The sequence below is a fragment of the Streptomyces sp. NPDC002776 genome, assembly GCF_053592195.1.
Genome location: NZ_JBSFVG010000017.1, coordinates 83,050 through 100,981, shown reverse-complemented (window position 1 = coordinate 100,981; position 17,932 = coordinate 83,050). Strand labels below are relative to the sequence as shown.

Here is a 17,932-nt window from a genome sequence, read left to right as displayed (position 1 = left end):
GCCAGGGGTTTGACCACGTCTTCTCGGGCCACCCGATGTCGGGAGGGGACCATGACTGATTCACACGACACACACAAGAAATCCCAAGAAGAAACGGATGAATCGGACGCCGAGTCGACGCCGACGCCGATGGAGGTGCTCCGCCAGGCCCGCGCCCAGCTGGCCGAACTCACCGGCATGACCGCCGAGTCGGTCTCGTCCTTCGAACAGACGGAGGACGGCTGGGCGCTCGAGATCGAAGTCCTGGAGCTGGTTCGTGTCCCCGACACGATGAGCCTGCTCGCCAGCTACCAGGTGGAACTCGACCGGCAGGGCATGCTCACCGGCTACCGGCGGGTGCGCCGCTACGAGCGAGGGCGTTCCGACGCACGCGGGCAGGGCGGCCGCTAGGCCGTCCCCCCGTCCCGTTTCGATCACCATCACAGAAGAGGAGGATCGGTCGGCATGACCGTAGTCCCGGCACAACAGAGCGGTGGCGGAGGCGGCAGCAGCGGTCTCTACGACGTCTTGGAGCTCGTCCTGGATCGGGGGCTCGTCATCGACGCATTCGTCCGCGTGTCCCTGGTGGGCATCGAGATCCTCAAGATCGACGTACGAGTCGTCGTCGCCAGCGTCGACACCTATCTCCGCTTCGCCGAGGCGTGCAACCGCCTCGACCTGGAGGCCGGTCCGCGCAAGAGCCCGGGTCTGCCCGACATGGTCGGCCAGATAACCGAGTCCGGCGCCCGCGGCAAGTCCAAGGGAGCGCTGTCCGGCGCGGCCGAGACCGTGTCCGAGGCCTTCAAGCAGGCCCGGGGCGAGGGGCAGGCCGAACCCCGGCGCGCCCGCAAGTCCACCACGACGCGTAAGAAGGAGGAGCAGGAGTGAGCACGTACGTCTATGGCATCACCGCGAGCTCGCATCCCTCCCTCCCCCACGACATGACCGGGGTCGGCGAGCCGCCGCGCCCGGTGCGGGTGCTGAAGGCGGGCGAGCTGGCCGCGCTCGTCAGCGACGCGCCCGAAGGGCTGCGCCCCAAGCGGCGGGACCTGCTCGCCCACCAGAGCGTCCTCGCGGAGACCGGCGCGGCCGGCTGTGTGCTGCCCATGCGGTTCGGCAGCATCGCCCCCGACGACGACACGGTGACCGGAGTGCTCACCGAGCGCGCCGACCACTACCAGGAGCGGCTGCGCACGCTGGACGGCAAGGTCGAGTACAACATCAAGGCCACGCACGACGAAGAGGCCGTGCTGCACCGGGTGATGTCGCAGAGCCCGGAGATCCGCAGCATGACCGAGGCCAACCGGCAGGCGGGCGGCGGAAGTTACGACCAGAAGCTGAAGCTCGGCGAGATGGTGGTGGCCGCCGTCAAGGCCCGCGAGGCCGAGGACGCCGCCGAGGTCCGGCGGGTCCTGGAGGCCGAGGCGTCAGCGGTCAGCGTGGGCCCCGAGTCCAGTGGCTGGCTCGCCAACATCTCGTTCCTGGTCAGCCGGGACACCGCGGATGTGTTCCTGGCCGCCGTCGACGAGCTGCGCAAGAACCGGCCGCACCTGGAGGTGCGGGTCAACGGTCCGCTGCCGCCGTACAGCTTCGTCGAGCCCGGACCGGCGGAACCCGCGACCACCCTGTCCGCCGCGGAGGAGTAGGCACATGGGTCTGCTCGGAGAGGTCCTGCTGCTGCCGTTCGCCCCGGTGCGCGGTAGCGCGTGGGTGATGGGCCAGGTGCTCAGCGAGGCGGAGCGCATCTACTACGACCCCGCCACGATCCGGGCCGAACTCGCCCGCCTCGAAGAGCAACTGGACGCCGGAGAGATCGACGAGGAGGAGTTCGACCGCCGGGAGGACGAACTACTCGACAGGCTGGAGCACACACCATGAACAGAGTGGGACTTGGCCTCGCCGTAGGGGCGGGGTATTTCCTCGGACGGACGAAGAAGCTGAAGCTGGCGTTCGCCGTCGGCACGCTCGTCGCCGGCAAGCGCATGAACCTGAGCCCGAAGATGCTCGCGGACCTGGCCTCCCAGCAGCTGCGCAACAACCCGCAGTTCAAGGAGATCGGGGACCAGCTGCGCGAGGACATGCGCGGCGTCGGGAAGGCGGCCAGCGGGGCGATGCTCGAGCGGCAGCTCGACGCGTTCGCCGACCGGCTGCACGGCCGCACCGCGCAGGTGCGTGACCAGCTGTCGGGCGTGGTCCCGAATCTCGACTCGGAGGACTCGGAGGACAGGGAGGACTCCGAGGAGTACGAGGAAGAGGACGAAGCCGCCGAGGGCTACGACGACCGCGACGCGGAGGGCTACGAGGACGACGCCGACGAGGACGACGAGCCGGAGCAGCGCGCGCCGCGCAAGAAGGCGCCTCCGGCGAAGAAGGCGGAGGCTAAGAAGACCGCCCCGGCCAAGAAGACGGCGAAGAAGACGGTTCCCGCGCAGCAGGGATCGGCCGCCAAGACCGCCTCAGCCGGAAAGAAGACGGCTCGCAAGACCGTCGGCAAGAAGGCGCCCGCGGCTCGCGGTGCCCGCTCGAAGGGCGGTGAAGGGCGATGAGCGAGAACACCGGCCCCGTGAGCTCCCTGGCCCGCAGCGAAGCCGTCGAACGGCTGAAGGCGGAGTTCCAGGAGTATCTCGCCGCGCAGGCCCAGCGCCTGCTGGTCGGCGCCGGCCAGAAGCTCGGCGAGACCACGATGAAGCTGAACGACGTAGCCGACGGCAAGAGCCCGGGCTTCGCCAAGCTCGCCCTCGACGGCGGCCGCAAACTGGCCGAGGGCAAGGGCCCGCTGCGCAGCGCGCTGGAGATCGGCGCCTCGCGCGCCAAGGACAACGTGACCGACGCGCTGCGCAATCTCGGCGGCGGCAAGGGCAAGAGCAAGACCGCGGCGGGCAAGAAGCCCACCGTCATCATGGAGTTCATCGATGTCGGCGTCCCGCTGCGCACCGCCTACGACCAGTGGACCCAGTACCAGGAGTTCAGCACCTTCGCCAAGGGCGTGCAGAGCGCGAACCGCGCCGACGACACCACCTCCGACTGGCGGATGAAGATCTTCTGGTCCAGCCGGAGCTGGAAGGCGCACACGACCGAGCAGGTGCCGGACGAGCGGATCGTCTGGACCTCGGAGGGTGCCAAGGGCACCACGAAGGGCGTCGTGACCTTCCACCAGCTCGCCGACAACCTCACGCGCGTGCTGCTGGTGATCGAGTACTACCCCAAGGGGCTGTTCGAGAAGACCGGCAACATCTGGCGCGCCCAGGGCCGCCGGGCCCGGCTGGACCTCAAGCACTACGCCCGGTTCGTCTCGCTCAAGGGCGAGGTCGAGGACGGCTGGCGCGGCGAGATCCGGGACGGTGAGGTCGTCGTCAGCCACGACGACGCGGTGGCCGAGGAGGAGCAGGAGCAGGAGGAGTCGCAGGACGCCTACGAGGAGGACGAGGCGGACGACGAGGCGACGGACGAGGTCCAGGACGAGGCGGACGACGAGCCGGAGGACGCCTACGAGGACGACGCCGAGGAAGCCGCTGAGGACGACACCGAAGAAGTGGCCGAGGACGAAGCGGCCGAGGACGAACTCGCCGAGGACGAGGCGGACGAGGGAGAGGAAGAGTACGAGAGCGAGCCGGAGGAGACCCACGCCGGCACCGGGGACCGCCGATGACGATGCCCAGCCGGCTCCCGGATCCCTATGGCCAGGGTGGCGGTTCCAACCTCGCCGACATCCTGGAACGCGTCCTGGACAAGGGCGTGGTCATCGCGGGCGACATCCGGATCAACCTCCTCGACATCGAACTGCTCACCATCAAACTGCGTCTGATCGTCGCCTCCGTCGACAAGGCGCGGGAGATGGGCATCGACTGGTGGGAGGACGACCCGGCGCTGTCCTCGCGCGCCCGGCGCGACGAACTCGCCCGGGAGAACGCCGAGTTGCGTGAGCGGCTGGCCCAGCTGGAGCCCAGCCTGGAGCCCAGTCGCTCGCAGGAGGAGGCCTGATGTCCGGGCTGCGCTATGTGTACGCCGTCTGCCGGCCCTTCGGGTCGGCCCTCCAGTCCCAGCTCACCGGCGTCGGCGGGCAACCGCCGCGCCAGCTGACCCATCACGGCCTGATCGCCGTGTACAGCGTGGTGCCGGAGGAGGACTTCGCCGAGGAGCCGCTGCACGCCCATCTGGAGGACCTGGACTGGCTCACCGAGACGGCCAGGGCCCACCAGGGCGTCATCGACGCGCTCACCGCCGTCACCACCCCGCTCCCGCTGCGGCTCGCCACCGTGTTCCGGGACGACAGCGCCCTGCGCACGATGATGGAGTCCCGCGAGGAGTACTTCCAGCGCACCCTGGACCGGCTGACGGGCCGGGTGGAGTGGGGTGTCAAGGTCTACGTCGAACCGCCGGCCGAGGACACCCGGGCGCCCGCCGGGAAGCCGGCCTCGGGCCGGGACTACCTCCGCCAGCGACGCCGCAGCGTGCGCAGCCATGAGCAGACCTGGCAGGAGGCGTCGGCCTTCGCGGACCGCCTGCACGCGACGCTTTCCTCCTTCGCGGAGGAGTCCCGGCTGCACAATCCGCAGAACTCGGCGCTCTCCGGTGCCACCGGGCAGAACGTGCTCAACGCGGCCTATCTAGTAACGCGCGGGAACTCCGAGGAGTTCGTGGAGATGGTGGACCGCACGAAGGACGAGGCCGAGGGGATGCGGGTGGAACTCACCGGCCCCTGGGCGGCCTATTCCTTCACCGGCGAGGGGCCGGGCGAGGAAACGGGAGCGGACAGGAGGGGCGAGGGCAGGTGACGGTCATAGAACGCCGGGAGGTCGCCCTGGTGGACCTCCTGGACCGGCTGCTGGCCGGCGGCGTCGTCATCAAGGGCGACATCACGCTGCGCATCGCGGACGTCGACCTCGTGCGCATCGACCTCAACGCGCTGATCAGCTCGGTGAACGCCAACGTCCCCTCGCCCTTCGGAGACCTCACGTGAGCGCCCGCAACCGGCTCGACCTCGACCCCGAGAGCGTGGACCGCGACCTCATCAAGCTCGTGCTCACCGTGGTGGAACTGCTCCGCCAGCTCATGGAGCGCCAGGCGCTGCGCCGCTGCGACGAGGGCAATCTGAGCGAGGAGCAGGAGGAGCGGATCGGGCTCACGCTGATGCTGCTCGACGAGCGCATGGGCGAGCTGCGCGAGCGCTACGGACTGCGGCCCGAGGACCTGAACCTCGACCTCGGGCCGCTCGGTCCGCTGCTGCCCCGGCAGTGATCCACCTGTACCTAGCGGCCCCTGCCTCCGGCGGCAGCGGGGCCGCTTTCAGCTGTCCTTGCGGCACAGGATCTCGCCGTGCAGCACGCTGAACCAGCCGTCCGCCCGCTCCCCCCACTCCCGCCAGGCCGCCGACACCGCGCGCAGCCGCTCTTCGGTGGCGTGGCCGCCCTCCACGGCCCGCTCGGCATAGGCCGAGGCCAGCGTCCGGTCGGCCCACAGCCCGCTCCACCAGGCCCGCTCCTCGGCGGACGCGAAGGTCCAGGTGTCCGAGGTGGCCGTGATGTCGCGCAGCCCCGCCGCCAGCGCCCAGGACTTCAGCCGCCGCCCCGCGTCCGGCTCGCCGCCGTTGGCGCGGGCCACCCGCCGGTACAGATCCAGCCAGTCGTCCATCCCCGGGGACGCCGGGTACCAGGTCATCGCCGCGTAGTCCGAGTCGCGGACCGCGATGAGCCCGCCGGGCCGGGTCACCCGGGTCATCTCGCGCAGCGCCCGCACCGGGTCGCCGACGTGCTGGAGCACCTGGTGGGCGTGGACCACGCAGAAGGTGTCGTCCGGGAAGTCCAGCGCGTGCACGTCGGCGACCGCGAAGTCGACGTTGTCCAGGCCCCGTTCGGTGGCGGTGGCCCGGGCCTGTTCCAGCACCCCCGGCGCCCGGTCCACCCCGGTGACCCGGCCGTCCGGCACCAGTGCCGCGAGATCGGCGGTGATGGTGCCGGGCCCGCAGCCGATGTCCAGGATCCGCATGTGCGGTTCGAGCGAACCCAGCAGGTAGGCAGCGGAGTTGGCGGCGGTGCGCCAGGTGTGCGAGCGCAGCACCGACTCATGGTGCCCATGGGTGTACACGGCGGTCTCCCGCGGCTTCGACATGCGTTCCCCTCGTTTCGTCGTGGTGGCGCCACGGTACGCCCGCATGTCGAATGATGAGACCCGCGTTTTGAATAGTGGAATGACGGGTGGTCAGCTCTCGGGCAGCGGCCGGTACACGGTCAGCGCCTCCGGCAGCTTCTCCAGCGTCACCTCGCCCTCCACCTCGGTCACTTCACCGTCGTAGGCGAGGAGCGAACCGGGGGCGACGCCGGACAGGCGCAGCCGGCCGACCTGGACCGCCGCGTGGGCGGGGGAGCGGGTCAGCGGCCCGGCGACGGCGGCCGCCAGCAGCCGGGCCGCGGGGCGGCGGCCGCCGTGCACGACCCGCACGTCCAGCACCCCGTCGGCGAGGTCGACCCGGCGGCCGGGGGCCAGGCCCATCCGGTGGTAGGTGCCGTTCCCGGCGAACAGCAGCCACAGCGGCCGGGTGCTGGTGCCGATCTGCGCCTCCAGCGGATGTCCGTCGGTCCGCAGGACCCGCAGCGCGGCCAGCACCCCGGCCGGCCAGCCGCCGATCCGGGGCGACCAGCGGTCCCGCTCGCGCACCAGCTCCGGATAGACGCCCAGGCTGCACGTGTTGACGAACACGCCCTCCCGCGCGCCGCACCGGAACCGGCCCAGGTCCACCCGCACGGCCTGTCCGTTCACCAGGGCATGGGTCAGATCGCGCACGTCCTCCACGCCCAGGTCGTAGGCGAAGTGGTTGAGGGTGCCGCCGGGCAGGACCGCGAGCGGCAGTCCGTACCGCAGGGCGACCTCGGCGGCGGTGTTCACCGTGCCGTCGCCGCCGCACACCCCGAGCACCCGGGCCCGGGCCGCCGCCTTCTCCAGCTCCGGCCGCACCTGGCCGGGTTCGCACTCCACGACCTCGGCGCCGGGCAGGACGTCCAGCAGGGTGCGCACCCGGTCGGCGGAGCCCGAGCCCTTGTTCGCCACCAGCACCAGGCCCTCGCCCTCGGTCAGCGCCGGCACCTCCGCCCGCGGCCGGGCGGGCGGGCGGAGCTGGGCACGGGTCGGCACCAGACCCCGTACGGCGTACGCGGCGCCCGCGCCGAGCACCGCGCCCGCCAGCACATCGCTCGGGAAGTGGACCCCGGTGTAGACCCGGGACAGCGCCACCGACCAGGCGACGGGGGCCACCGCGGCCCCCCAGGCCGGGGACTCCAGCGCCACTCCGGTCGCGAAGGCCGCCGCCGAGGCGGAGTGGCCGGAGGGAAACGAGGTGGTGATCGGCTGCCGCTTCAGCTGCCGCGCCCGCGGTACGGAGTCCAGGACCGGGCGGGGCCGGCGCACCGAGCGCTTGCCGAGCGTGTTGATCGTCAGTGAGGCCAGGCTCAGCGAGGCGAGCCCGCGGACGGCGGCCCGGCGGGCCCGCGGGGTGCGGCTCGCCGCGATGACGGCGCCGGCGGCGAACCAGAGGACGCCGTGGTTGGCGCTCCGGCTCAGCCGGGGCAGTACCCGCTCGGCGCCCGGCCAGTGCTGCCCGGCGGCGAATTCGAAGAGCTGGGAGTCGAGGGCGAGGAGCCGGTCGCGCAGCGCGTGGCGGCCGGGCTTCGGCAAGGTGAGGTCGACATCGGGACTCATAAGGTCACAGGTACCCTGATGTGGCTGTGTCTTGTCCGGTCCCGTCCCCGGAGGGCCCTCGATGCGACTGCTCCTCGTCCGCCACGGCCAGACCCCCACGAACGTCGACTGGCTGCTGGACACCGCCGTGCCGGGACCGGGTCTGACCGCACTCGGCGAGGCCCAGGCCGCCGCGCTGCCCGAGGCGCTCGCCGACGAGGACATCGAGGCCCTGTACGCCTCCACCCTGGTGCGCACCCAGCTCACCGCCGCCCCGCTGGCCGCCGCCCGCGCCCTGGAGGTGACCGTCCGTGACGGCATCCGGGAGATCACCGCCGGCGACCTGGAGATGCTGCCCGGCGACACGGAACTGGGCGAGCTGTACATGCGTACGGCGTTCTCCTGGGCGGCCGGGGACACCGAGCTGCGGATGCCCGGCGGGGAGAACGGCACCGAGTTCCTGGCCCGCTACGACGCCGTGGTCGAGGAGGCCGCGCGCAGCGGCGCCGGCACGGTCGCGATGATCAGCCACGGCGCTGCCATCCGTACCTGGACGGCGGCCCGCGCGCACAACGTCGACCTCGCCTACGCCGCCGAGCACCGGCTGGCGAACACCGGCGTGGTGATCCTGGAGGGCTCGCCGTCCGACGGTTTCAAGGCGCTGTCGTGGGCGGGCGCGAGCGTGGCACCGGCGGGCGCGGGCGGTCCGGCGGGGGAGCCGCTGGCGGACGCCGGATAACGGTTTGCCGCATCCGGCGGCGGACCCGCAGAATGCCACCTCATGGGACATCTGGAAGCCGCGCACCTGGAGTATCACCTCCCCGACGGGAGGGCGCTGCTGGGCGATGTGTCCTTCCGGGTGGGCGAAGGGTCCGTGATGGCCCTGGTCGGCCCGAACGGCGCGGGCAAGACGACCCTGCTGCGGCTGATCTCCGGTGAGCTGAAGCCGCACGGCGGCTCGGTCACGGTCAGTGGCGGCCTCGGGGTGATGCGCCAGTTCGTGGGGTCGGTACGGGACGAGACGACCGTACGGGACCTGCTCGTGTCGGTCGCGCCGCCCCGCATCCGGGAAGCGGCGCGGGCCGTCGACGAGGCCGAGCACGCGATCATGACGGTCGACGACGAGGCCGCCCAGCTCGGGTACGCGCAGGCCCTCGCCGACTGGGCCGAGGTGCGCGGGTACGAGGCGGAGACCCTGTGGGACATGTGCACCACGGCCGCGCTGGGCGTGCCGTACGACAAGGCGCAGTTCCGGCAGGTGCGCACGCTCTCCGGCGGTGAGCAGAAGCGGCTGGTGCTGGAGGCGCTGCTGCGCGGCACCGACGAGGTGCTGCTGCTCGACGAGCCGGACAACTACCTCGACGTGCCCGGCAAGCGCTGGCTGGAGGAGCGGCTGAAGGAGACCCGCAAGACGGTCCTGTTCGTCTCCCACGACCGTGAACTGCTGGCCCGGGCCGCCGAGAAGATCGTCTCGGTCGAGCCCTCGCCGGCCGGCGCGGACGCCTGGCTGCACGGCGGCGGCTTCGCCACCTACCACGAGGCCCGCCGCGAACGGTTCGCCCGCTTCGAGGAGCTGCGCCGCCGCTGGGACGAGAAGCACGCGCAGCTGAAGAAGCTGGTGCTGACGCTCCGTCAGGCCGCCGCGGTCAGCCATGAGATGGCCTCCCGCTACGCCGCGGCCCAGACCCGGCTGCGCAAGTTCGAGGAGGCGGGCCCGCCGCCGGAGCCGCCGCGCGAGCAGGACATCCGGATGCGCCTGAAGGGCGGCCGGACCGGAATCCGCGCGGTCACCTGCGAGGCGCTGGAGCTCACGGGCCTGATGAAGCCGTTCGACCTGGAGGTCTTCTACGGCGAGCGGGTCGCCGTGCTCGGCTCCAACGGCTCCGGGAAGTCGCACTTCCTGCGGCTGCTCGCCGGGGAAGAGGTGGCGCACACCGGCACCTGGAAGCTGGGGGCGCGGGTCGTGCCCGGCCACTTCGCCCAGACGCACGCCCATCCGGAGCTGGCGGGCCGCCCCCTGCTGGACATCCTCTGGCAGGAACACGCCCAGGACCGGGGTGCGGCGATGTCCCGGCTGCGCCGCTACGAGCTGACCCAGCAGGCCGAGCAGACCTTCGACCGGCTCTCCGGCGGCCAGCAGGCCCGCTTCCAGATCCTCCTGCTGGAGCTGGAGGGAGTCACCGCCCTCCTGCTGGACGAGCCGACCGACAACCTCGACCTGGAGTCGGCGGAAGCCCTCCAGGAGGGGCTGGAGGCCTTCGAGGGCACGGTTCTCGCGGTGACCCACGACCGCTGGTTCGCGCGCGCGTTCGACCGCTATCTGGTCTTCGGCACGGACGGCCGGGTACGGGAGACCGCGGAGCCGGTCTGGGACGAACGGCGGGTGGAGCGGGCGCGCTGACGCCCTCCCGCCCGCGGGCCCGGGGCCGGGGATGTTCGTAGAGTGGACGCAGGCGGGCGAAATCCCTCCAGGCGGGTACCCGGACCGCGGACCAGACACGGACGAGACGAGTGGGGCACACCATGACCGGAGTCGACCCCGGCCGGCTGGACGACCAGCAGCTCATGAAGGAGCTGGAGACCATCCACCGCACGCGCCACGACACCCTCCTGTACGGCTCGAACGACGCGCTGCGGGCCCACAACGAACGCATGGCCCAGCTGGAGGGCGAATACCTCCGCCGCAACCCGCGCCGCCCGGTCGCCTCCGGCCGTACCCGCGAAGGAGCCCGGGACCGCGGCTCGGGCGACGCCGCGACCCCGGGCACCTGACCGGCCCGCCTCCCCTCAGCGGCGCAGCGGCGAACGGTCCCAGAACCGGTGGGCCGCCACCGCCGCCGCGAAGGCCCGGCAGAACTCCTCGCTCGCCGTGCCCGGCGAGGTGTCCGTCACCACGCCCTGATCCTCGACCACCCGGTGGAACTCGGTGGAGACGTCGAGGCTCTCCGGCTCCAGCGACGACAGGATCCCCACGCCCGAGCCGAGCGCGCCGACCGGCTTGCCGTGCCGGTAGGCGTCCCGCACGAAGCGCAGGACGTCCGGATCGGCCGCGCCCGGCGGGGTGCCTCCCGGGCCCCCGGGCAGCAGCACCGCGTCGTACAGCACCGAGGCCATGGTCGGCAGCGCCCGGTCCACCGGGACCCGGTCGCCGTCCGCGCCGGCGACGGTGCCGTCGGTGGCCGCGAGCACCTCGACGACCGCACCCTCGGCGGTCAGGCTCTCGCGCACCGACGTCAGCTGGTCGCCGTCGACGCCGTCGGTGACCAGGGCCGCGATCCGCCGGGTGCGCAGGGAGCCGTCGCCCCGCAGCGCCTCAAGGCTCAGCGCGGGGGAGAGCACCTCGGGGGTGCCCTCCGCGGCCCCGGACGGCTCCGGAACCCCGATGCCGCGGGCCACCTGGGTCGCCAGCTCGCCGTTGACCTTGGCCAGCTCCTGCACGGTCCGGGTGCGGACGGCCATCGTGTCCACCTTGCCGAGCTCGAACCGGAAGGCCTCGACGATGTGCTGCCGCTCCCAGTCCGTCATGCTGTGCCAGAACAGCGCGGGCTGGCTGTAGTGGTCCTGGAAGCTCGGGCTGCGCCGGCGGATCTTCGCGCCGTCGACGCGTTCGGCGTAGTGCGTGAAGGCGCCGCTGTCCACGCCCGCGTGCGCGGGGCAGCCGCCGCCCAGGGAGTTGGGGAAGTAGTTGGTGCCCCGGTGGATCGCGCTCTGGCCGTAGCCGTCGCGCTGGTTGGTGCGGACCGGCACCACGGGCCGGTTCACCGGCAGCTGCGCGAAGTTCGGCCCGCCGAGCCGGATCAGCTGCGTGTCCAGATAGGAGAAGTTGCGGGCCTGCAGCAGCGGGTCGTTGGTGAAGTCGATGCCGGGGACCACATTGGCCGTGTGGAAGGCGACCTGTTCCGTCTCGGCGAAGAAGTTCTCCGGGTTGCGGTCCAGGACCATCCGGCCGATCGGCCGCACCGGCACCAGCTCCTCCGGGATGAGCTTGGTGGCGTCCAGCAGATCGAAGTCGAAGGCGAACTCGTCCTCCTCCGGCACGAGCTGGACGCCCAGCTCCCACTCCGGGTACTCGCCCGCCTCGATCGCGTCCCACAGGTCCCGCCGGTTGAAGTCCGGGTCGCGGCCCTGGCACTCCTGCGCCTCGTCCCACACCAGCGAGTGCACACCGAGCCGCGGCTTCCAGTGGAACTTCACGAACGTGCCGCGGCCCTCGGCGTTCACGAACCGGAAGGTGTGCACGCCGAAGCCCTGCATCATGCGGTAGCTGCGCGGGATCGCCCGGTCCGACATCAGCCACATGATCGCGTGCAGCGTCTCGGGCTGCAGCGACACGAAGTCCCACAGGGTGTCGTGGGCGGACGCCCCGGTCGGCATGTCGTTGTGCGGCTCGGGCTTCACGGCGTGCACGAAGTCCGGGAACTTGATGCCGTCCTGGATGAAGAAGACCGGGAAGTTGTTCCCGACGAGGTCGTAATTGCCCTCGGACGTATAGAACTTGGTCGCGAAGCCGCGCACGTCCCGTACGGTGTCCGCCGACCCCTTCGGGCCCTGCACGGTGGAGAACCGCACGAACACGGGCGTCCGCACGGACGGGTCCTGGAGGAACGCCGCCCGGGTGAACTCCGCGCAGGACTCGTACGGTTCGAAGTAGCCGTACGCGCCCGCGCCCCGGGCGTGCACCACCCGCTCCGGGATCCGCTCATGGTCGAAGCGGGTCAGCTTCTCCCGGAAGTGGAAGTCCTCCATCAGGGTCGGCCCGCGCTCACCGGCGGCCAGCGAGTCGTCGGTGTGGTCCACCGGCACGCCCTGGTCGGTGGTGAGCGGCCCGCCCTTCGGGTCGTCCGCCCGGAACCGGTCGCGCTGCTGCTGCTTGCGGTCCTCCATCAAGCGGCCTCCTTCGCGAACACGTCCAGGAATGTCTCGCAGAACGCCGTCAGGTCGTCGGGCTTACGGCTGGTGACCAGCTTGTTGGGACCGTGGTCGCACACCTTCACCTGCTCGTCGACCCAGGTGCCGCCCGCGTTGCGGATGTCGGTGCGCAGGCTCGGCCAGGAGGTGAGCACCCGGCCCCGCACGACGTCCGCCTCGACCAGCGTCCACGGCGCGTGACAGATCGCGGCGACCGGCAGGCCCCGCTCGAAGAAGGCGGCGACGAAGGCGACGGCCTGCTCGTCCATCCGCAGGAAGTCCGGGTTGGCGACGCCGCCGGGCAGGACGAGGCCCTCGAAGGAGTCGGCCGTGGTCTCACCGACGACCTCCTGCACCGGGAAGGTGTCGCCCTTGTCGAGATGGTGGAACGCCTGGATCTTCCCCGGCTCCGTCGACACCAGCACGGGTTCGTGACCGGCGTCCACCGCCGCCTGCCAGGGGTCGGTCAGTTCGACCTGTTCCACGCCCTCGGGCGCGGTGAGAAATGCGATGCGCATGGTGGTTCAGCTTCCTTTCGTCCTCTAGCGCGTGCTCGTGCGCGGCGTCGCCCGCCGGTCCCGCGGCAGCACACGGGCCGGGACAGCGGGCGCCCGCGGCGTCCGGCGCCCCGGCCCTCCTGCAGCAGGGACCGCGCGCTCACTCGTCCGGTGTGGCGCGACTGATGTCGGCCAGTGCCGAGTCCGGGGCCTGCGCCTCGGCCAGGTCGCCGAGGCTCACCACCCCGACCGGCAGGCCGTCCTCGACGACCGGCAGCCGGCGCACGGCGTGCTGCCGCATCAGGGCGACCGCGGCCGCCACCGGGTCCTGCGGGGCGACCACCAGGGGATCGGGCGTACACACCGACCTCACGCTCGCCGTCAGCGGGTCGACGCCCTCGGCGACCGCCCGCACGGTGATGTCACGGTCGGTGAGCACGCCCACGATCCGCTGGCCGTCGGCCACCAGCACATCACCGATGTCCTGGTCGCGCATCAGCTGCGCCGCCTCGGCCAGTGAGGCGTCCGGGCGGACGGCGACCACTCCGGCGGTCATCACGTCCCTGACGAAATCGGCCATCGTGTTCCCCTCCGGGGCTAGCGTCGGGTCAGGGCTTCGGCGAGCTCCTGGACAGTGGTGTAGCGCTCCGCGCGCGGCAGCCGCTCCACCGGCTCCACCAGGGCATCGGGCGCGTAGGCGCGGCGCAGGGTGCCGGCCAGCTCGTGCGGGCTCGCCGGGAACAGACTGCGACTGAGGTACCGGGCCAGCTCCTGGCGCACCGCCGCCAACGAGGCCGTACCCCCGCCGGGTGCCACCGGTCCGCCCGCGACCTGCGGGTCGTCGTCGGCGCTCGGCTCGGGGTCGTACCACTCGTCGACCCGGGTCGGATGACCGGACCTGAGCAGGCCCTGGAGTTCGTGCTTCATCTCGTCGTCACGGTGAACGTTCAGCCGGTCGCTGCCTCGCTGCATGACTCCCTCCAGATCTTCGGGTCCGCACCGCGTACCCGAAGAGCCACGGCCGACACGGTCCGGCCTGGTTTGCCCGGTGCACGGCGGGAGACCCGGCCTGCGCCCCCCGCGCTTCATCCCCGGGGAAGGACAGGCCATGGTGTTGCTCGCTGTGATAGTTCCGCTGCTCATGCTCGGCGTCATGCTGGCCATGGGCCGCTACGAGGAGCTCCTGCTGCCCAAGGAGCCGGGTGAGGCTACTTCTTCGCCCGTCCCGGCAGGAACTCCTGCATCTTTGCCTTGAATCCCTGCTTGACCATGGAGCCGCGGTCCGCGTCACCCTTCAGGATCGACGCGGCCGTGGCCTCCATCTGGTCCCAGGTGGCGTGCGGCGGCACCGGCGGCACCGCGGGGTCGGTGAGGAACTCGATCACGGCCGGGCCGTCCGCCTCCAGACCGGCCCGCCAGGCGGCCTCCACGTCCTCCGGCTTCTCCACCCGGATCCCGGTCAGCCCCAGCGAACGGGCGAAGGCGGCGTACTGCACGTCCGGGAGCTCCTGCGAGGGCAGGAAGGACGGGGCGCCTCCCATGGCCCGCATCTCCCAGGTGACCTGGTTGAGGTCCTGGTTGTTCCAGATGCCGATCACCAGCCGCGGATCCTGCCACTGATCGCGGTACTTCGCCGCCGTGATCAGCTCCGCCATTCCGTTCATCTGCATCGCCCCGTCCCCGACCAGCGCGATCGCGGGCCGGTCCGGATGCGCGAACTTCGCGCCGATGGCGTACGGCACCGCGCAGCCCATCGTGGCGAGCGTGCCGGACAGCGAGCCGCGCATGCCGGGCCGCATCGTCAGATGCCGTGCGTACCAGTTCGCCATCGAGCCCGCGTCGGAGGTGACGATGGCGTCGGCCGGCAGCAGCGGGTCCAGGGCATGGGCGACGTACTCCGGGTTGATCGGGTCCGCCGACAGCTTCGCCCGCCGCTCCAGCACGTCCCGCCAGCGCGTCACGTTGTCGCACACGGTGTCGAACCACTCCCGCCCGCGCGCCGGGTCGATCATCGGGATCAGGCGTTCCAGGGTGGCCCGCGCGTCGCCGACGAGATTTACTTCGTACGGATACCGCATCCCGACCATGTGCGGGTCGATGTCGATCTGCACGCCCCGCGCCTCGCCGAAGTCCGGCAGGAACTGGGAGTACGGGAAGGAGGACCCGATGGTCAGCAGCGTGTCGCAGTCCCGCATCAGCTCGTACGACGGCCGCGTGCCCAGCAGGCCGATGGAACCGGTGACGTACGGGAGTTCATCGCTCAGCACGTCCTTGCCGAGCAGCGCCTTGGCGACACCCGCGCCGAGCACCTCCGCCAGCCGCTCCACCTCGGCCCGCGCCCCGGCGGCGCCCTGGCCGACCAGGATCGCCACCTTGTCACCGGTGTTGAGGATCTCCGCGGCCCGCTCGATCGACTCCCGCGAGGGGAGCGCCGTCCAGGAACTGCGGTCCAGGCTGGACGGCACCATCTTGAACTCGTGCGTGGGCGGTTCGTAGTCCAGGTCCTGGACGTCGCCCGGGATGATGACCGCGGTCGGGCAGCGCCGGGCGTACGCGGTGCGGATCGCCCGGTCCAGCACGTTCGGCAGCTGCTCGGGGACCGTCACCGTTTCCACGAAGTCCGAGGCCACGTCCTTGAACAGGGTGTGCAGATCGACTTCCTGCTGGTACGAGCCGCCCATCGCCGTGCGATGCGTCTGGCCGACGATCGCCAGCACCGGGACATGGTCCAGCTTGGCGTCGTACAGGCCGTTCAGCACATGGATCGCACCCGGCCCGGAGGTCGCCACGCACACCCCGAGACGGCCACTGAACTTCGCGTACCCGACGGCCTGCAGCGCCGACATCTCCTCGTGCCGGGACTGGATGAAGCGCGGCTGGTTCTCCGCCCGCCCCCAGGCCGCGAGCAGGCCGTTGATGCCGTCACCGGGATAGCCGAAGACATGCTCGACCCCCCACTCGCGCAGCCGCTGAAGTACGTGATCGGAGACCTTGGTGCTCATACGGGGACCTCCCGGCCGGGATGAAATGGGCAGCATCCCTACGAGTCACCCTGGTCGTCCGCCGAAAACCTGAGCCGGTGTTTGCGGGACAGGGGCACGGGCAGGCGCACTCCCAGTGCTTCGGACAGGAGGCACATCCGTGGGAGCGGCGGAACGTCGACACGGCTGCGTACCGTCCGGTTCCGCTGCGCGCTCCCACGCTGACCGTCCAACCCAGAGCACCGACGAGGGAGTTGCGACGCACATGCCCACACGAGTGAGCGCGAAGCACCACCCGCACGACGACGCCCCCGACACCGCGGAGGCGTTCCGCACGCTCAGCACGCTGCCGGCGGGTCCGGAGCGCGACGCGCTCCGTGGGCGGATCGTCGAGGCCTGGCTGCCGATGGCGGACCGGCTCGCGGGACGGTTCCGCAGCCGAGGCGAGAGCTACGAGGATCTGCGTCAGGTCGCGGCCCTCGGCCTGGTCAAGGCCGTCGACCGGTACGACCCCGAGCGCGGCAACGCGTTCGAGAGCTACGCCGTGCCGACCATCACCGGCGAGATCAAGCGGCACTTCCGGGACCACATGTGGACGCTGCACGTGCCGCGCCGGGTCCAGGACCTGCGCAACCGGGTGCGCTTCGCCGTGCAGGACCTGCAGACCGTCTCCGGGCGCAACCCCTCGGTGGCCGAGATCGCGGAACACGCCGACATGAGCGAGGCCGACGTCCGGGCCGGCCTCGAGGCGCTGGAGAGCTTCACGGCGCTGTCCCTGGACGCGGAACTGCCCGGCAGTGAGGACGGGTACTCCCTGAGCGACGCGCTCGGCTCCGCGGATCCCGCCCTGGACACGGTGGTGGACCGGGAGGCCGTGAAACCGCGGCTCGCCGCACTGCCGGAGCGGGAGCGGGCGATTCTGTACATGCGGTTCTTCGGGGACATGACGCAGAGCCGGATCGCCGAGGAGCTGGGCATCTCGCAGATGCACGTGTCCCGGCTGATCAGCCGGTGCTGCGGACGCGTCCGGGAACAGATCCTCCGGGACGCGGCCTAGACCTACCGGCGGGCAAAGCTTTCCCTCGGTTTTCACCCGCACGGCCGCCTCGCGTCCCGCTAACGGCGGACGCCGCGCGCGGCCGGCCCCCGGGCGGGCTGTGATGGCTGCGGGACACGTGTCTGCGTGTCCCGCAGCCATCCGCGCGAGGAGCCCGCACCATGCGCCGCAGAGTCCGTGTCCTGTCCGCCCTCGCCCTGGGGGGTGTCCTCCTGGGCTTCGCCGCCTCCTCGGCCTTCGCGGAACCGGCCGCGGAGGTCAGCCCGGCCACCGCGCATCCCGGCGGAAGCATCACCGTCTCGGTCACCTGCGACCCCACCGGCGGCCCCGCGCCCGCCACCCTCGACGCCACCTCGCTGGCCTTCGAGGAGGAGACCGTCGCCCTGCACAAAGCCACCGGCGACGACGGGGCCGCCTACCGCGGCACCGCCCGGATCGCCTCCGCCGAGGAACTCGAAGGCGGAGTCGAACCGCTGGGCCCCGACACCGCCTGGACCGTCGAGGGAACCTGCCCCGCCGCCCCCGGCGGCCAGGGGAAGCAGTGGAGCGCCACCTTCACCGTCGCCAAGGGCGGCCCCACCGCCCCGCGGCCGTGCCCCACCGAGCACCACACCCCGTCCTGCCCCCCGACGGCCGTCACCCCTCACCCGTGCGTGACCGGCGGACACCGCGCGTCCTGCCCGCCCGCGGTCGTCCAGCGCGGGGTACGCGCCGGCGAGGGCGGTACGTTCACCGACTCCGTCCCCGCCCTGGTGGCCGGCGGCGTGCTGATCGCGGGAGCGCTGGGCGGTGCCGTGTACCGGCTGCGCCGCACGGGAAGAGGTGCCGACAGCTGATCT

General features: G+C 71.7%; 22 protein-coding genes. 15 read left to right on the top strand and 7 right to left on the bottom strand.

Annotated features, from left to right (window positions below):
• Window positions 1-51 precede the first annotated feature (51 nt).
• From ACWD11_RS28755 to ACWD11_RS28710, 10 genes are read left to right on the top strand one after another with little or no spacing between them, the layout of a single operon-like run.
• Window positions 52-390 carry a gas vesicle protein GvpO gene (locus tag ACWD11_RS28755; protein ID WP_389420757.1) on the top strand — a complete coding sequence of 113 codons (339 nt, stop codon included), beginning with the start codon at window positions 52-54 and terminating at the stop codon, window positions 388-390.
• Window positions 391-444: 54 nt separating this feature from the next.
• Window positions 445-867 carry a gas vesicle structural protein GvpA gene (locus ACWD11_RS28750; protein ID WP_389420758.1) on the top strand — a complete coding sequence of 141 codons (423 nt, stop codon included), beginning with the start codon at window positions 445-447 and terminating at the stop codon, window positions 865-867.
• The gene (locus tag ACWD11_RS28745; RefSeq protein ID WP_389420759.1) at window positions 864-1,625 is read left to right on the top strand and encodes a GvpL/GvpF family gas vesicle protein; all 762 of its coding nucleotides are present in this window, start codon (window positions 864-866) and stop codon (window positions 1,623-1,625) included. Before ACWD11_RS28750 ends, ACWD11_RS28745 begins: the two co-directional genes overlap by 4 nt.
• A 4-nt stretch (window positions 1,626-1,629) precedes the next feature.
• Complete coding sequence (locus ACWD11_RS28740; protein WP_389420760.1) at window positions 1,630-1,857, top strand: gas vesicle protein GvpG; 228 nt, start codon at window positions 1,630-1,632, stop codon at window positions 1,855-1,857.
• Entirely contained in the window at window positions 1,854-2,525 is a 672-nt protein-coding gene (locus ACWD11_RS28735; RefSeq protein WP_451286442.1) for a DNA primase, read from the top strand. Before ACWD11_RS28740 ends, ACWD11_RS28735 begins: the two co-directional genes overlap by 4 nt.
• A complete protein-coding gene (locus ACWD11_RS28730) occupies window positions 2,522-3,628 on the top strand; it encodes an SRPBCC family protein (protein WP_451286440.1) in 1,107 nt (368 codons plus the stop codon). The genes ACWD11_RS28735 and ACWD11_RS28730 overlap by 4 nt, the downstream gene beginning before the upstream one ends.
• On the top strand, window positions 3,625-3,960 hold the full coding sequence (locus tag ACWD11_RS28725; protein ID WP_389420763.1) for a gas vesicle protein: 336 nt from the start codon (window positions 3,625-3,627) through the stop codon (window positions 3,958-3,960). Before ACWD11_RS28730 ends, ACWD11_RS28725 begins: the two co-directional genes overlap by 4 nt.
• Window positions 3,960-4,754: a GvpL/GvpF family gas vesicle protein gene (locus tag ACWD11_RS28720; protein WP_451286438.1), complete on the top strand. Its 795-nt coding sequence runs from the start codon at window positions 3,960-3,962 to the stop codon at window positions 4,752-4,754. The genes ACWD11_RS28725 and ACWD11_RS28720 overlap by 1 nt, the downstream gene beginning before the upstream one ends.
• On the top strand, window positions 4,751-4,939 hold the full coding sequence (locus ACWD11_RS28715; RefSeq protein WP_389420765.1) for a gas vesicle protein: 189 nt from the start codon (window positions 4,751-4,753) through the stop codon (window positions 4,937-4,939). The genes ACWD11_RS28720 and ACWD11_RS28715 overlap by 4 nt, the downstream gene beginning before the upstream one ends.
• Window positions 4,936-5,217, top strand: coding sequence for a gas vesicle protein K (locus ACWD11_RS28710; RefSeq protein WP_389420766.1), 282 nt, complete (start codon window positions 4,936-4,938; stop codon window positions 5,215-5,217). Before ACWD11_RS28715 ends, ACWD11_RS28710 begins: the two co-directional genes overlap by 4 nt.
• Before the next feature lie 48 nt (window positions 5,218-5,265).
• Here the strand turns inward: ACWD11_RS28710 and ACWD11_RS28705 are convergent, their stop codons facing one another.
• Window positions 5,266-6,087: a class I SAM-dependent methyltransferase gene (locus ACWD11_RS28705; RefSeq protein ID WP_451286436.1), complete on the bottom strand. Its 822-nt coding sequence runs from the start codon at window positions 6,085-6,087 to the stop codon at window positions 5,266-5,268.
• Between the two features lie 90 nt (window positions 6,088-6,177).
• Window positions 6,178-7,671: a phosphatase PAP2 family protein gene (locus ACWD11_RS28700; RefSeq protein ID WP_451286434.1), complete on the bottom strand. Its 1,494-nt coding sequence runs from the start codon at window positions 7,669-7,671 to the stop codon at window positions 6,178-6,180.
• A 61-nt stretch (window positions 7,672-7,732) separates the two neighbouring features.
• Between ACWD11_RS28700 and ACWD11_RS28695 the strand changes: the two genes are divergently transcribed.
• The 3 genes from ACWD11_RS28695 (at window position 7,733) to ACWD11_RS28685 (ending at window position 10,422) form a co-directional block, all read left to right on the top strand.
• Window positions 7,733-8,389, top strand: coding sequence for a histidine phosphatase family protein (locus ACWD11_RS28695; protein WP_389420769.1), 657 nt, complete (start codon window positions 7,733-7,735; stop codon window positions 8,387-8,389).
• Window positions 8,390-8,431: 42 nt separating this feature from the next.
• Complete coding sequence (locus tag ACWD11_RS28690; RefSeq protein ID WP_451286431.1) at window positions 8,432-10,051, top strand: ABC-F family ATP-binding cassette domain-containing protein; 1,620 nt, start codon at window positions 8,432-8,434, stop codon at window positions 10,049-10,051.
• A gap of 122 nt (window positions 10,052-10,173) precedes the next feature.
• The gene (locus ACWD11_RS28685) at window positions 10,174-10,422 is read left to right on the top strand and encodes a DUF6158 family protein (RefSeq protein ID WP_389420771.1); all 249 of its coding nucleotides are present in this window, start codon (window positions 10,174-10,176) and stop codon (window positions 10,420-10,422) included.
• 15 nt (window positions 10,423-10,437) lie between these two features.
• Here ACWD11_RS28685 and ACWD11_RS28680 read toward each other — a convergent pair whose 3' ends face one another.
• The 5 genes from ACWD11_RS28680 to ACWD11_RS28660 all read right to left on the bottom strand — a co-directional run bounded on the left by ACWD11_RS28680 (window position 10,438) and on the right by ACWD11_RS28660 (window position 16,057).
• Window positions 10,438-12,534 carry a catalase gene (locus tag ACWD11_RS28680; protein ID WP_389420772.1) on the bottom strand — a complete coding sequence of 699 codons (2,097 nt, stop codon included), beginning with the start codon at window positions 12,532-12,534 and terminating at the stop codon, window positions 10,438-10,440.
• Window positions 12,534-13,076, bottom strand: a complete 543-nt coding sequence (locus ACWD11_RS28675; RefSeq protein ID WP_389420773.1) for a type 1 glutamine amidotransferase domain-containing protein — start codon at window positions 13,074-13,076, stop codon at window positions 12,534-12,536. The genes ACWD11_RS28680 and ACWD11_RS28675 overlap by 1 nt, the downstream gene beginning before the upstream one ends.
• Window positions 13,077-13,215: 139 nt before the next feature.
• Window positions 13,216-13,635 (bottom strand): CBS domain-containing protein, encoded by a 420-nt coding sequence (locus ACWD11_RS28670; RefSeq protein ID WP_451286429.1) that lies wholly within the window; start codon window positions 13,633-13,635, stop codon window positions 13,216-13,218.
• Window positions 13,636-13,652: 17 nt separating this feature from the next.
• Window positions 13,653-14,027 (bottom strand): DUF2795 domain-containing protein, encoded by a 375-nt coding sequence (locus tag ACWD11_RS28665; RefSeq protein WP_451286427.1) that lies wholly within the window; start codon window positions 14,025-14,027, stop codon window positions 13,653-13,655.
• A gap of 236 nt (window positions 14,028-14,263) precedes the next feature.
• The gene (locus tag ACWD11_RS28660) at window positions 14,264-16,057 is read right to left on the bottom strand and encodes a thiamine pyrophosphate-requiring protein (protein ID WP_389420776.1); all 1,794 of its coding nucleotides are present in this window, start codon (window positions 16,055-16,057) and stop codon (window positions 14,264-14,266) included.
• A 244-nt stretch (window positions 16,058-16,301) separates the two neighbouring features.
• On the opposite strand from ACWD11_RS28660, the gene ACWD11_RS28655 reads away from it, so the two are divergent.
• Entirely contained in the window at window positions 16,302-17,093 is a 792-nt protein-coding gene (locus ACWD11_RS28655) for an RNA polymerase sigma factor SigF (protein ID WP_451286425.1), read from the top strand.
• Window positions 17,094-17,254: 161 nt separating this feature from the next.
• Window positions 17,255-17,929, top strand: a complete 675-nt coding sequence (locus ACWD11_RS28650) for a hypothetical protein (protein WP_389420778.1) — start codon at window positions 17,255-17,257, stop codon at window positions 17,927-17,929.
• The last annotated feature ends 3 nt before the right edge of the window (window positions 17,930-17,932 follow it).